This window comes from Pseudomonas sp. BNK-15 (genome assembly GCF_047456105.1).
GTDB lineage: Bacteria > Pseudomonadota > Gammaproteobacteria > Pseudomonadales > Pseudomonadaceae > Aquipseudomonas > Aquipseudomonas putida_E.
Genome location: NZ_CP179898.1, coordinates 3,372,117 through 3,385,775, shown reverse-complemented (window position 1 = coordinate 3,385,775; position 13,659 = coordinate 3,372,117). Strand labels below are relative to the sequence as shown.

Annotated in this window: 10 protein-coding genes; 2 read left to right on the top strand and 8 right to left on the bottom strand. The window is 63.8% G+C overall.

Features of this window, described 5'->3' with window-relative positions:
• Nucleotides 1-26 precede the first annotated feature (26 nt).
• The 6 genes from ACMGF5_RS15460 to ACMGF5_RS15435 form a co-directional block, all read right to left on the bottom strand.
• A complete protein-coding gene (locus tag ACMGF5_RS15460; RefSeq protein WP_414156931.1) occupies nt 27-2,483 on the bottom strand; it encodes an EAL domain-containing protein in 2,457 nt (818 codons plus the stop codon).
• 116 nt (nt 2,484-2,599) lie between these two features.
• Nucleotides 2,600-4,432, bottom strand: coding sequence for an ABC transporter ATP-binding protein (locus tag ACMGF5_RS15455; RefSeq protein ID WP_046787386.1), 1,833 nt, complete (start codon nt 4,430-4,432; stop codon nt 2,600-2,602).
• A complete protein-coding gene (locus ACMGF5_RS15450) occupies nt 4,425-5,057 on the bottom strand; it encodes a DsbA family protein (protein ID WP_204920188.1) in 633 nt (210 codons plus the stop codon). The genes ACMGF5_RS15455 and ACMGF5_RS15450 overlap by 8 nt, the downstream gene beginning before the upstream one ends.
• A 4-nt stretch (nt 5,058-5,061) precedes the next feature.
• A complete protein-coding gene (locus ACMGF5_RS15445) occupies nt 5,062-5,994 on the bottom strand; it encodes a rhodanese-related sulfurtransferase (RefSeq protein ID WP_046787387.1) in 933 nt (310 codons plus the stop codon).
• A 203-nt stretch (nt 5,995-6,197) separates the two neighbouring features.
• A complete protein-coding gene (locus ACMGF5_RS15440; protein ID WP_012313276.1) occupies nt 6,198-6,497 on the bottom strand; it encodes a BolA family protein in 300 nt (99 codons plus the stop codon).
• Between the two features lie 10 nt (nt 6,498-6,507).
• A complete protein-coding gene (locus ACMGF5_RS15435) occupies nt 6,508-7,029 on the bottom strand; it encodes a DUF2059 domain-containing protein (protein ID WP_115272938.1) in 522 nt (173 codons plus the stop codon).
• 155 nt (nt 7,030-7,184) lie between these two features.
• Between ACMGF5_RS15435 and ACMGF5_RS15430 the strand changes: the two genes are divergently transcribed.
• Nucleotides 7,185-8,579 carry a class II fumarate hydratase gene (locus ACMGF5_RS15430; protein WP_046787390.1) on the top strand — a complete coding sequence of 465 codons (1,395 nt, stop codon included), beginning with the start codon at nt 7,185-7,187 and terminating at the stop codon, nt 8,577-8,579.
• Nucleotides 8,580-8,745: 166 nt separating this feature from the next.
• Here the strand turns inward: ACMGF5_RS15430 and ACMGF5_RS15425 are convergent, their stop codons facing one another.
• Nucleotides 8,746-9,708, bottom strand: coding sequence for a DMT family transporter (locus tag ACMGF5_RS15425; protein ID WP_414156930.1), 963 nt, complete (start codon nt 9,706-9,708; stop codon nt 8,746-8,748).
• A gap of 119 nt (nt 9,709-9,827) precedes the next feature.
• Nucleotides 9,828-11,321: a polyphosphate:AMP phosphotransferase gene (pap, locus tag ACMGF5_RS15420; RefSeq protein ID WP_046787392.1), complete on the bottom strand. Its 1,494-nt coding sequence runs from the start codon at nt 11,319-11,321 to the stop codon at nt 9,828-9,830.
• A gap of 156 nt (nt 11,322-11,477) precedes the next feature.
• On the opposite strand from pap, the gene mnmC reads away from it, so the two are divergent.
• Nucleotides 11,478-13,451, top strand: coding sequence for a bifunctional tRNA (5-methylaminomethyl-2-thiouridine)(34)-methyltransferase MnmD/FAD-dependent 5-carboxymethylaminomethyl-2-thiouridine(34) oxidoreductase MnmC (gene mnmC / locus ACMGF5_RS15415; protein ID WP_414156929.1), 1,974 nt, complete (start codon nt 11,478-11,480; stop codon nt 13,449-13,451).
• The last annotated feature ends 208 nt before the right edge of the window (nt 13,452-13,659 follow it).

Genomic DNA, 13,659 nt, shown 5'->3' with positions numbered 1-13,659 from the left:
GATCCCTGTGATTTACCAACGCTACTTCAGCGAAAGGTTCCAGGCGCCCGATGCAGCAGGGGCCGTGCAGCAATCCGTTGGCGCTGCAGACTGTCGCAAGTGAATACCTGCGGTCGTTCGATCAGATAGCCCTGGGCGTAGTCCACGCCGATCTCTTGCAAGGCCTGCTCGATCAACGGAGTTTCAACGAACTCGGCAATGGTCCGTTTACCCATGACGTGGCCGATGTGATTGATGACTTCGACCATGGCCCGGTTGACCGGATCATCCAGCATATCTTTGACAAAACTTCCGTCGATCTTCAAGAAGTCGACAGGTAAATGTTTCAAATAAGCGAATGACGACATTCCGGCACAAAAGTCATCCAGCGAGAACTTGCAACCCAGCCCTTTCAATTCATTGATGAACCGGATGGCACTGCCGAGGTTGGCAATGGCACTGGTCTCGGTGATCTCGAAGCAGATCAGCCGTGGCGGAATCGAATATTCGACGAACAGGCGCCGCAGGTACTCCAGGAACTTGTCGTCACCGATACTCGACCCCGACAGGTTGATGGCACACATCGACAGCGGGCCCTCGCGCCCCTCATCCAGGCACTGGCGAATGACCTGGAACACATTGCGCACCACCCAGCGGTCGATCGCGGTCATCAGGCCATAGCGCTCGGCCGCCGGGATGAAGCTGTCAGGCAGGATGGTGCGGCCGCTTTCGTCTTGCAGGCGCAACAGAATCTCGACATGGCCTGGCCCTTCAAGCGCGGTGAGCGCGGCGATTTCCTGGGCATACAGGCAGAAGCGGTTCTCCTCCAGAGCGACGTGCAGGCGCTGTATCCAGGCCATTTCACCAAACCGCATCGACAATTCACTGTCATCGGCATGGTAGACCTGGATGCGGTTACGGCCCTTCTCCTTGGCCATGTAGCACGCCATGTCGGCTGCCCGCAGGGAGGCTTCCAGCGTGGCCGGGGCTTGCGCCATGTGCACCAGGCCGATACTCACGGTGGTGACGAACGGCCTGCCTTTCCATACGAAGTGCAGGCTTTGCACCGCCTGGCGCAGGCTTTCGGCAATGCGCTCGGCCTGTTCGCCCGGGCAGTTTTCCAGCAGCACGCCAAACTCATCGCCCCCCAGCCGGGCCAGGGTGTCGCCTTCGCGCAGCACCGATTGCAGCACGGCGCAGATGTGCCGCAGCAATTCATCACCGGCGGCATGCCCACAGGTATCGTTGACCAGCTTGAACTGGTCGAGGTCAAGGAACATCAGCGAATGCCGCCCACCCTGGCGCACCAGGTCGTTCAGTGCCTGCTCCAGGCGGTACTCGAATTCACGGCGGTTGGCCAGGCCGGTCAGGGCGTCATGGGTAGCCTGCCAGGACAGGTTGGCGATGTACTGGCGCTCCTGGGTCATGTCATGCAGCACCAGGACAATGCCCGCCACCTGCCCGTCGTTGATGATGGGCGAACCCACCAGGTTGATCGAAACCGTGCTGCCATCCAGGCGCTGGATCAACCGTGCATGTTCGGCACCCCCTTTGAGGCTGCCGCTGAGCACCTGTTCGAGCAAGGTGCTGCTGTCGTTCTGGGCCTGCTCGTCCACCAGGCTGAACAGTGCTGTCAACGGCAGCCCCACGGCCTGGCCTGCCTGCCAATGGGTGAGTTGCTCGGCCGCCGGGTTCATGTAGCCGATGCTGCCATCGACATCGGTGGTGATCACAGCATCGCCGATCGCCTGCAGGGTAATCTGCGCGCGTTCCTTTTCTTCCTGCAGGGCGCTGGCGAAGGCCTGGCGCTGGGCCAGCAGCTTGCTCGAACGGCGCCAGGCAAAGGTGATGAGGAACAGCGCGGTGAGCAGGTTGGTGACCAACAGCACGCGCAACAGCATGCGCGAGCCCTCGCCCAGGGCATCGCTGAAGGCTTTGGCTGCCGGGGTCACGCCTTCGTTGATGGCGACGATGCGGGCGCGCCATTGGCTGACCTGGCGCGGGCCGGCATGGCCGCTGGCAAAACCCTCGCGCATCTCGTTGGCCAGCACATCCAGTTGCTTGAGGTAATCGTCACCGACATTCCAGTAGGCGATCGCCGCCTGCACATAGCTGATCTGGCTGAAATTGCGGTAGAACCAGATGATACGGTCGACGTCGTCGGGGTGATTGCCGCCTTGCAAAACGGCCTGGCGCGCGACATCAAGGTCTGGATCAGGCAGGTCGAGCACCTCACGCATCTGCCGATCACCGTGGGGCACAGTGATGACCTGACGATAGCGCTGGTAGGTGCGTTCATCGCCAGTATCGGCATACAGGTTCAGGTAATAGATGGCGTCTTTCTGTGCCTTGGACCACAGGCTTTCGCCAGCGACATAGGCACGCACAGCCGACAGCGCGTACAGGCTGAAGCTGCCCAACAGGACCTGGAAGACTACAACGGCGATGAAGGGCCAGATGATACCCAGCAGCCTTGGCGCCTCTAGTGTGCGATGTCCCTTCATGAAGTCCCTGTCACAGAGCAGATAAGGCTCGAACCAACCAGACAAGCTCAGCGTAGGCCATTTGCCATCTGTGTGGAGGGAATTTTGAGTGGCAAGCTTCAAGCTTGCCGCTTGGGTCAGGTCTGCTGCAGATGCCCGTACAGCTTGGCATACAAGCCGCCCTCGGCGATCAACTGCTGGTGGCCGCCATCCTCGGCCACGTGCCCGCCGTCGAACACCAGCACACGGTCGGCCTGCTTCACCGCCGAAAGGCGGTGGGCGATGATCAATGTGGTACGGCCACTGAGAAAGCGCGCCAGGGCCTGGTGCAGGTTGTACTCGGTGGCGGCGTCCAGCGCCGAGGTGGCCTCGTCGAGGATTACCACCTTCGGCTCGGCCAGGACCATGCGGGCAATCGCCAGGCGCTGGCGCTGGCCGCCGGACAGGCGCACACCAGAGCGGCCGACCACGCTGTCCAGCCCTTGCGGCAAGGCGCCAATGGTGGCGTCCAGCTGGGCGATGCGCAGCGCCTGCCAGCAGGCCTCGTCCGTGCAGTCGCGGCCCATGGTCAGGTTGGCGCGTACCGTGTCGTTGAACAGTGACGGGTGCTGCAGCACCACTGCCACATTTTCACGCAAGGTCTCCAGGCCGATTTCCTGCAGGCTGGCACCGCCAAAACGGATAGTCCCGGCCTGGGCGCTGTACAGGCCCAGCAGCAATTGCACCAGGGTACTTTTGCCGCCGCCACTGGCGCCGACGATGGCGACCTTTTCGCCCGGGGCGATGGACAGGTCCAGGTGCTCGAGCACCGGCTCGTCGGCATAGGCGAAGCGCAGGTCGCGCACTTCGATGCCAACCGTTTCACGGCCGGCGAACGGGTCGCGGGCAGCCGGGTATTGCGGCTCGTCATCACGCGCCAGCAACTCGTTGAGCCGGCTCAGGGCGCCGCCTGCGGCATAGTAGGCATATTGCAGGTTGAGCAACTGCTCGACCGGGCCGATCATGAACCACAGGTAGCTGAACACGGCCAGCATCTGCCCGATCGACAGGTCGGAGAACAGCACCGTGAGCATGGCCGCAGCACGGAAGATATCGATACCGAACTGGAACAGCAGGCCACTGGCACGGCCACTGGCATCGCTTTTCCATTGCGAATCCACGGCGTAATCGCGCACTTCGCGGGCGCGCAGGCCCAGGCGGCCGAGGAAGTAGCCCTGGCGATTGCTGGCGCGGATTTCCTGGATGGCGTCCAGGGTTTCGGCCAGCGCCTGGGTGAACCGCGAGGTGCTGTCGTTTTCGAGCTTTTTAAGGTGTTTGACGCGCTTGCCCAACTGCACGGTGAAGTAGATCACCAGCGGGTTGAACAACAGGATCAGCAAGGCCAGCTGCCAGTGCATCCAGATCAGGATCGCCGCCGTGCCGGTCAGGGTCAGCATGGCCACCAGGAAGCGGCTCAGGGTTTCGCCGACGAACTTGTCGAGGGTCTCCAGGTCGGTGACCAGGTGCGTGGTCACGGTGCCACTGCCCAGGCTTTCGTACTCCTTGAGCGAGATACGCTTGAGCCGCTCGATCAGGCGGATGCGCAGGCGATAGACGATGTCTTTGGCAAGGCCGGCGAACAGCTTGGCCTGCACCACGTTGAAGCCCAGCGCGGCCACGCGCAGGCACAGGGTAACGACCAGCATCAGGCCGATATAACCGGCCGCCACCTGCCAACCGCTGGGCAGCAGGTGGTTCATGAACTTCAGCGCGCCATCGCCGTGGCCCAGCAGTACTTCGTCGACCAGCAGGGGCAGCAGCAATGGTATCGGCACGCTGCAGCAGGCCGCCAGCACGGCCACCAGGTTGGCGGCCCAGAGGTGTTTCTTGTGGTGCAGTGCCAAGCGGCGGATTTGCGCCCAGCTCAGCCGGTCAGGCACAGCAGCGGGCTTCCCTGGCACCGGGTCGGGCGAGCCGGGCAGGTCAAGCACAGGCGGCCTGCTGTAGCCAGCGGCCAAGCAAGGGCTGCAGGCTTTGCAGCGGCTGATAGCCGTTGGTCAACAGGGCGAGCTGGCCGTTGCGCTCCGCCAGCAGCGTTGGAAAACCGGCAATCCCCAGGTCCTGTACCCAGCTGAAATCGGCTGCAGTGGCAGCGCGCACGTCGGCACGCAGCAGGGCATCGGCGAAGGTTGTGCGATCGAACCCGGCCTGCTCGGCCAGCTCGACCAGCTGCGGCGCGGTGGTGACGTCCAGGCCCTGCTGGTAGAACCCACGCTGGATCAGTGCCAGCAGCGGCCAGACGCGCTCGGCGTCCAGTTCACGGGCGGCCACCAGGGCGCGGCAGGCAGGCTCGGTGTCGTAGACGAAGCCATCGGGCATGGCACCTTCGAACGCGAACGGCTGCCCGGTGGCCTCGGCCACCGCCTGCCAATGCTCGAGGATGTACTTGCGGGTCGAGGCGTCCAGCGGGCTGGCACCGCGGCGCAACCCACCCGGCACCACCCGGGTGGCCACGCCCGCTTCACGCGCCTGGGCGATAAGGGCCTGGGCCACCGGTGCAAAACCCCAGCACCAGGAGCACATCGGGTCCATCACATAGAGCAGGCGGGCAGTCATGCAATCAGGCCTCGGCTTTGTAGTTGTAACCGATCGGGTGCGGCAGGTTGCGGGCCTTGGCCAGCTCGATCTGCTTCTGCCGGTCGATGGCGCTGCGCCGGGTCTTTTCGCTCAGGCTGTCCCAGCAGTGCGGGCAGCTCACGCCTGGCGAATAGTGCTCGGACGCGCGGTCCTGGGCGTTGACCGGGTGGCGGCAGGCATGGCACTGGTCATACTCGCCTTCGGTCAGGTCATGGCGCACCGTGACGCGGTTGTCGAAGACAAAGCAGTCGCCGTCCCACAGGCTTTCTTCCTGGGGTACTTCCTCGAAGTATTTCAGGATGCCGCCCTTAAGATGATAGACCGCCTCGAAGCCTTCACCGAGCATGTAGCTGGAGGCTTTTTCACAGCGGATGCCGCCGGTGCAGAACATGGCGACCTTCTTGTGCTTGCTGGGGTCGAAGTTGGCCTTGATGTACTCGGGGAACTCGCGGAAGGTCTCGGTCTTGGGGTCGATTGCGCCCTTGAAGGTGCCGATGGCCACTTCGTAGTCGTTGCGGGTGTCGATCAGCAGTACTTCCGGGTCGCTGATCAGGGCATTCCAGTCTTTGGGATCGACGTAGGTACCAACGGCATTGTTCGGGTCCACGCCCGGCACGCCGAGGGTGACGATCTCTTTCTTGAGCTTGACCTTGGTGCGGTAGAACGGCTGCTCGTCGCAGTAGGATTCCTTGTGGTCGACATCGACCAGGCGCGGGTCGCTGCGCAGCCAGGCGAGCAGGCCATCGATGCCTTCGCGGGTGGCCGAAACGGTGCCGTTGATGCCCTCGTTGGCCAGCAGCAGGGTGCCTTTGACGCCATTGTCGAGCATGGCCTTGAGCAGGGGCTCGCGCAGCTCTACGTAGTCTTCAAGGGTGACGAACTTGTACAGCGCCGCCACGACGATCGGTTGGGTCATTGCGTTGAATCTCCAGGTGGTTGCCCTCGTAAGGGGCGGACCGGGTTTGACAAAAAGCTGGGGGGCGCTCTGCGCCCCTTTCGCGACACAAGGCCGCTCCTACAGGTGAATACATAACCCCTGTAGGAGCGGCCTTGTGTCGCGAAAGGGCCGCAAAGCGGCCCCCCGGATGTCGCAAATTGTACCAGAACGCCAAAAAGGATTCAGTGCTTGCCGCCACCTGCACACACCGGCGACGCAGGTGCAACACCCACCTTCGCCCACTCCTCGTTGGTATAGGTGTGGATGGCCAGCGCATGGATCTGGCCCATCAGTTCACCCATGGTGGCGTACACCTTCTGATGGCGCTTGACGCTGTTGAGCCCGGCAAACTGCTCGCTGACGATCACCGCCTTGTAGTGGGTTTCCTGGCCACGGCTGTGCATGTGGCTTTCGTTGAGCACTTCAAGGTGCTGCGGCGCCAGGGCGGCCAGCTGCTGCTCGATGCGTTGCTGCATGGTCATCGGGTATTACTCACTTCTTGGCCGGGGCGGCCTTGCCGGCATTGGGGTCAAGCTCTTTGGTCATGTCTTCGAGCAGCTTGTTGACCACCGGCACTGCCGGCTCCAGGCTTTGCTGGGTCAGCTGGGCCGACTGCTGGGTGACCTTGGGCATCTGGCTGAGGACTTTCTTGCCCAGCGGCGACTGGTAGAACTTCACCAGGTCCTTGAGCTCCTGCTCGGTGAAGGTCTGGGTGTACAGGTCAACCATCTTCGGCTTGAGCTTGTTCCAGCCGATGGCGCTGTCCAGCGCGGCGTTGGCCTTGGCCTGGTAGCTTTCCAGCACCGACTGCTTGGTGGCCGGGGCTTTGGTCTGGGCGAAGCGCTGGGCGAACATCTGCTGGACCTGCATGTACACCGGGGTGCCCAGCTTGTCAGCGTTGGCCAAGGTCAGGAATTTCTCGGCGGCAGCGTTGTGGCTGGCGGTGGCAGCGAGTACCTGGCCGCTGGCACAGGCCAGGGCGACGGCAGCACAGAGGGCACGGAGACGGGTCATTGCATATCCTTCAAGGAGGGGGAGGCGGTACCTCAGAGATGAGCATTCTGCTCCCGCCAGGGTGCAGCGCTCAAGTGGCACGACGAGCGATTGAACCGCTCGATCGCATGGGGGCCTAAACTGCTGATTCTGACTGACAAGGGAGTGAACGCAGCATGAGCCGTATCGAAACAGACAGCCTGGGCCCGGTCGAAGTTCCGGAGCACGCCTACTGGGGCGCGCAGACCCAACGCTCGCTCATCAACTTTGCCATTGGCAAGGAACGCATGCCGCTCCCGGTGCTGCACGCCCTGGCGCTGATCAAAAAAGCCGCAGCACGGGTCAACGACCGCAATGGCGACCTGCCAGCCGACATCGCCCGCTTGATCGAGCAGGCTGCCGACGAAGTGCTCGACGGCGAGCACGACGACCAGTTCCCGCTGGTGGTGTGGCAGACCGGCAGCGGCACGCAGAGCAACATGAACGTCAACGAGGTGATTGCCGGGCGGGCCAACGAGCTGGCCGGCAAAGGCCGCGGCGGCAAGGCGCCGGTGCACCCCAACGACCATGTCAACCGCTCGCAAAGCTCCAACGACTGCTTCCCCACCGCCATGCACATCGCTGCGGCACAGGCCGTGCACGAGCAACTGCTACCGGCGATCGCCGAACTGTCTTCGGGGCTGGCCGAGCTGTCGGCGCGCCACCATAAACTGGTAAAGACTGGCCGCACGCACATGATGGACGCCACGCCCATCACCTTCGGCCAGGAGGTGTCGGCCTTCGTGGCCCAGCTCGACTATGCCCAGCGCGCCATCCGCGCCACCTTGCCGGCGGTGTGCGAACTGGCCCAGGGCGGCACTGCCGTGGGCACCGGGCTCAATGCCCCGCAGGGTTTCGCCGAAGCCATTGCTGCGGAACTGGCCGCCCTCTCCGGCCTGCCGTTCGTCACCGCGCCGAACAAGTTCGCCGCCCTGGCCGGCCACGAGCCGCTGACCAGCCTGGCGGGGGCGCTGAAGACCTTAGCGGTGGCCTTGATGAAAATCGCCAATGACTTGCGCCTGCTCGGCTCCGGGCCCCGCGCCGGGTTGGCCGAGGTGCGCCTGCCGGCCAACGAGCCGGGCAGCTCGATCATGCCAGGCAAGGTCAACCCGACCCAGTGCGAAGCGCTGTCGATGCTGGCCTGCCAGGTATTGGGCAATGACGCGGCCATCGGTTTTGCCGCCAGCCAGGGGCACCTGCAGTTGAACGTGTTCAAGCCGGTGATCATTCATAACCTACTGCAGTCGATCACGCTGCTGGCTGATGGCTGCCGCAACTTCCAGCAGCACTGCGTGGCCGGGATCGAGCCGGATACCGAACAGATGGCGGCGCACCTGGAGCGCGGGCTGATGCTGGTGACCGCGCTCAACCCGCATATCGGCTATGACAAAGCGGCAGAGATTGCCAAGAAGGCCTACAGCGAGGGCAAGACCCTGCGCGAGGCGGCGCTGGAGTTGAAGTACCTGACCAATGAGCAGTTCGATGAGTGGGTGCGGCCGGAGAACATGCTGGCACCAGGTGGCAAGGGCTGATTGATCGGTAGGCTGCTGCGGCCCCATCGCCGGCAAGCCGGCTCCCACCGGTACCCCACTGTCTTCAGGCTTGGTGGGGACCTGAGGGAGTGTCTTGCTCAACTTCTAAAAGCTGGCGCGATCCCTGTGGGAGCCGGCTTGCCGGCGATAGGGCCGGAACAGGCTGTCAACCAACCTGAGCCAAACGCGCCCTTCTCGCCCGCCACCCAGCCACCAAAGAAGGCCCCAGGGCCACCAGCGTCGACCCCAGCACCACCGTCACCGCGCCTACATAGCCCAGGGCATTGATGTCTTCAGCCTGCACATACGCCGGCCACATCCAGGCCGCCACTGCCACTGCCACAAAGGTCACCAGTGGCGTCAGCGCCAGCGTGGCACTCACCCGCGATGCCTCCCAGTGCGCCAGTGCCTCGGCAAAAGCACCATAGGCCACCAGCGTGTTCAGGCAGCAGGCCAGCAGCAGCCAGCCTTGCAGGGGCGTCAACTGCAACGCCTCCAGCGGGTGCACCCAGGGTGTCAGCAGCGCGGCGCAGCTCAGGTAGATCACCATCATCACCTGCTGCGAATGCCACACCGTCAGCAGCTGCTTCTGGCTCAGGGCATAGAACACCCAAATGCTGGTGGCCAGCAGGATGGTCAGCACGCCCGTGGTGTAGGTGCCCAGCGAGGTCAGCAGCTCTTCAAGGCGCTGGTTGAAGAACAGCCCGAAGCCGGCAAGCAGCACCAGCAGCCCCAGGCCTTGGCCCAGGCTGAAGCGCTCCTTGAACACGAACACGCTGGCCACCAGCAGCAGCACCGGGCCGATCTGCACCACCAATTGCGCAGTACCGGGGCTCAGCAGGTTGAGGCCGATCAGGTACAGCACGTAGTTACCCATCAGGCCGCATACGGCCACGGCCACCAGGCCTTTGCCTTTGGTGCCGAGCTTGCTGAAAGAAGGCAAACGGCGCTTGGCTGCCAGCCAGGCGAACAGCAGGCCGCCGGACACCAGCAGGCGGAACCAGGTGACGGTCACCGGGTCGACCACCTGCAGCACTTGCTTGAGTTTGATTGGCAGGATGCCCCACAGCAGTGCGGTCAGAAGCGCCAGGGCCAGTCCATAGCTCCGGCGTCCGGATGTGATGTGCATAAAGTCCTCGGTCGAGCCCGTTGTAGGGTGCCTCGATTCTAAAGGCTTGCTACCTGCCAACGGGGAAAAAAGGCGGGAAAAGAATTCATCAGGTCATTCCCCTGCGGCATGGCGGCTGACTATTTCTTGTGTTTGGCAAACGCCGCTTCCAGGGCTTCATTGATGGTGCGCAACACCTTCACCCGCGCCCAACGCTTGTCATTGGCCTCGACCAAGGTCCATGGCGCGATCTCGGTGCTGGTGCGGTCGACCATGTCCCCCACTGCATCCACATACAGGTCCCACTTGTCGCGGTTGCGCCAGTCGTCCTCGGTGATCTTGTAGCGCTTGAACGGGATCTGCTCGCGCTCTTCAAAACGCTCCAGCTGGGTTTGCTGGTCGATCGCCAGCCAGAACTTGACCACTACCGCGCCGGCGTTCACCAACTGTTCCTCGAAATCATTGATCTCGCCGTAGGCACGCATCCAGTCGGCCGGGGTGCAGAAGCCTTCGATGCGTTCCACCAGCACCCGGCCGTACCAGGAGCGGTCGAAGATGGTGAACTTGCCGCGTGCCGGAATGTGCCGCCAAAACCGCCAAAGGTACGGCTGCGCACGCTCATCTTCGCTAGGGGCGGCGATCGGCACGATACGGTACTGGCGCGGGTCCAGCGCTGCCGCCACCCGGCGAATCGCCCCGCCCTTGCCTGCTGCATCATTGCCCTCGAACACGGCCACCAGCGAGTGCCGGCGCATGTGCTTGTGGCGCAACAGGCCGGCCAGGCGAGCCTGCTCGGTCACCAGTTGCTCCTGATAGTCCTGCTTGTCCAGGTGCAGGGTCATGTCCAGCGCGCCGACCAGGCTGCGCTGATCGATGCTGCGCCCCAGCGGCGCAATGTTGCCCTGGTGCTTGCCTTTGGGGTTGACGGCCAGTGCGGCCTGCAGGCTTTCCAGCAAGATGCGCCCAACGGCCAGGCTGCGGTAGTTGGGGTCGACCCCTTCAACTACATGCCACGGTGCATAGTCACGGCTGGTACGGCGCAACACCCGCTCGCCAAAACGCACGAAACGGTCGTAGGTCTGCGACTGTTGCCAGTCCAGCGGGCTGATGCGCCAGCTGTGCAAGGGGTCGTCCTTGAGCGACTTGAGCCGCGCTTTCATCTGTTTCTTGGACAGGTGGAACCAGAACTTGATGATCAGCGCACCTTCGTCGCAAAGCATCTGCTCCAGGCGCTCGGCACCGGTGATGGCCTGGTCGAGCACCGCATCCTTGAACTGCCCGTGCACCCTGCCCTGCAGCATCTGGCTGTACCAGTTGCCGAAAAACACGCCCATGCGCCCCTTTGGCGGCAGCGCCCGCCAGTAGCGCCAGGCGGGCGGGCGGGCCAGCTCTTCGTCGGTCTGCTGGTCGAAGGTGAGCACGTCGATCATGCGCGGGTCCATCCACTCGTTGAGCAGCTTGACCGTCTCGCCCTTGCCGGCGCCTTCGATGCCATTGATCAGCACGATCACCGGGAAGCGCGCCTGCTGCTTGAGTTCGTACTGGGCTTCGAGCAAAGCCTCGCGCAGCGCGGGCACTTCTGCCTCAAAGGTATCGTCGTCGATGCTGTGGCCAATTTCGGCGGATTCGAACATGCACTGGCTCCTTCAATGGATAAGCAAGATTAGCGGAATCCTGGCGGCAAGCGGCACGCTTCAAGCTGCAAGAAAACGCGGGCCGTGCCACCATCTGCTTTTTCTTGCAGCTTGCAGCTTGCCGCTTGCAGCTCCCCACCTCCAGCGAAACCAGCCATGCCCGCATCCACCCTCCTTCAGCATGCCCAGATCGACTGGGACGACCAGGGCCGCCCCCATTCGCGGCAATACGGCGATGTGTACTTCGCCATCAACGAGGGCATTGCCGAAACCCAGCATGTGTTCCTCGAACAAACCCGCCTGCGCCAGCGCTTCGCCAACCTCGCACCCCACGCCTGCCTGGTGATCGGCGAAACCGGCTTTGGCACCGGCATGAATTTTTTCTGCGCCTGGCAGCTGTTCGCCGAAACAGCCCACGCCGACGCCCGCCTGCATTTCGTCAGCGTCGAGAAGTACCCCCTGGGCCATGCCGACATGGCCCGGGCGATGCGCCTGTGGCCGGAGCTGGCGGCGTTCACCGAACCCTTTTTGCGCCAGTACGTCGCGGTGCACCAGGGCTTCCAGCAGTTCACCTTCGACCAGGGCCGAATCACCCTTACCCTGCTGATCGGCGATGTGCTGGAGCAGCTGCCGCAGCTGGACGCGCGTATCGACGTGTGGTTCCTCGACGGTTTTGCCCCGGCGAAGAACCCCGACATGTGGACACCCGAGCTGTTCACGCAACTGGCCAGGTTGTCCCATGCCGGCACCGCACTGGGCACCTTCACCACCACCGGCTGGGTTCGCCGCAGCTTGATCGAGGCCGGCTTCACCATGAAGAAGGTGCCTGGCATCGGCAAGAAGTGGGAGGTGATGAGCGGTGAGTACACCGGCACGCCCAACGCGCCCATGTCGGCGCCCTGGTACGCCCGGCCAACTGCGCCTGAAGGCCCGCGCGAGGCCCTGGTGATCGGCGCAGGGCTCGCTGGCAGCGCCAGCGCTGCCAGCCTGGCCGCACGCGGCTGGCAGGTAACGGTACTGGAGCGTCACGACGCAGCGGCCCGCGAAGCCTCAGGCAACCCCCAGGGCGTGCTGTACCTCAAGCTGTCCGCGCACGGCACGGCTTTGTCGCAGATGATCCTGGCCGGCTTCGGCTATACACGGCGCCAGCTTGAACTACTGCAGCGCGGCCAGGACTGGGATGCGTGCGGGGTTTTGCAACTGGCCTTCGACAGCAAGGAAGCCGAACGCCAGGGCAAGCTCGCCGATGCCTTCGAGGGCAGCTTGCTGCGCGCCGTGCAGCGCAGTGAAGCCGAAGCGATTGCCGGGGTCGCACTGCCTGCCGGCGGGTTGTTCTATCCCGAAGGCGGCTGGGTGCACCCACCGGCACTGTGCAACGCTCAACTGCAGCACCGTAACATTCGCCTGCTGGCCCATCACGATGTGCTCGCACTGCGCAAGGCCGATGGCCTGTGGCAAGCCTGGGCCGGCGACCGGCTGCTGGCCAGCGCGCCAGTGGTGGTGCTGGCCGGGGCGGCTGACGTGAAGCGTTTCGGGCCCTGTACGCAGTTGCCGCTCAAGCGCATCCGCGGGCAGATCACCCGCCTGCCGGTGACCGACGCCAGCCGGGCGCTGGCTACCGTGGTCTGCGCCGAGGGCTATGTGGCACCGCCCAGGGGTGAGGAGCACACGCTGGGGGCCAGCTTCGACTTCCATAGCGATGACCTGGCGCCGACCGTGGCCGAGCACCAGGGCAACCTGGCCATGCTGGATGAAATCTCCAGCGACCTGGCCCGGCGCCTGGGTGTCCCAGCGCTTGCCCCTGAGCAGTTGCAGGGGCGCGCGGCATTTCGCTGCACCAGCCCGGATTACTTGCCGATCGTGGGGCCGGTTGCCGACCCTGCAGCCTTCGCCGAAGCCTTTGCAGTCCTGGGCAAGGACGCGCGGCAGGTGCCCGAGGTGCCCTGCCCCTGGCTGGAGGGGCTGTATGTGAACAGCGGGCATGGGTCGCGGGGGCTGATCACGGCGCCGCTTTCGGGCGAGCTGATTGCGGCGTGGGTCAGTGGCGAGCCATTGCCGCTGCCGCGGGCGGTGGCTGAAGCATGCCATCCGAACCGGTTTGGCTTGCGCAAGTTGATTCGGGGTAAATGAAGGGGCTGCTGTGCAGCCCAATCGCCGGCAAGCCGGCTGCCACGATACGCAGCGCTGCTGAGCCCTGTGGCAGCCGGCTTGCCGGCGATTGGCCGCATTACAAAGTGCTGCTTATAACGGATTGGTCTAAAACTCTCGCAAATCCCCCAGGTCAGTTCCTTACAGGCGCCCTAATCCGGGGCGCTGATTCCCCAACGGAAAAACCGGT

Coding starts and splice junctions, on each gene's coding strand:
- ACMGF5_RS15445 (WP_046787387.1), bottom strand. CDS start 5,994: ATGACCCAACCGATCGTCGTGGCGGCGCTGTACAAGTTCGTCACCCTT.
- ACMGF5_RS15460 (WP_414156931.1), bottom strand. CDS start 2,483: ATGAAGGGACATCGCACACTAGAGGCGCCAAGGCTGCTGGGTATCATC.
- ACMGF5_RS15450 (WP_204920188.1), bottom strand. CDS start 5,057: ATGACTGCCCGCCTGCTCTATGTGATGGACCCGATGTGCTCCTGGTGC.
- ACMGF5_RS15430 (WP_046787390.1), top strand. CDS start 7,185: ATGAGCCGTATCGAAACAGACAGCCTGGGCCCGGTCGAAGTTCCGGAG.
- pap (WP_046787392.1), bottom strand. CDS start 11,321: ATGTTCGAATCCGCCGAAATTGGCCACAGCATCGACGACGATACCTTT.
- ACMGF5_RS15425 (WP_414156930.1), bottom strand. CDS start 9,708: ATGCACATCACATCCGGACGCCGGAGCTATGGACTGGCCCTGGCGCTT.
- mnmC (WP_414156929.1), top strand. CDS start 11,478: ATGCCCGCATCCACCCTCCTTCAGCATGCCCAGATCGACTGGGACGAC.
- ACMGF5_RS15435 (WP_115272938.1), bottom strand. CDS start 7,029: ATGACCCGTCTCCGTGCCCTCTGTGCTGCCGTCGCCCTGGCCTGTGCC.
- ACMGF5_RS15440 (WP_012313276.1), bottom strand. CDS start 6,497: ATGACCATGCAGCAACGCATCGAGCAGCAGCTGGCCGCCCTGGCGCCG.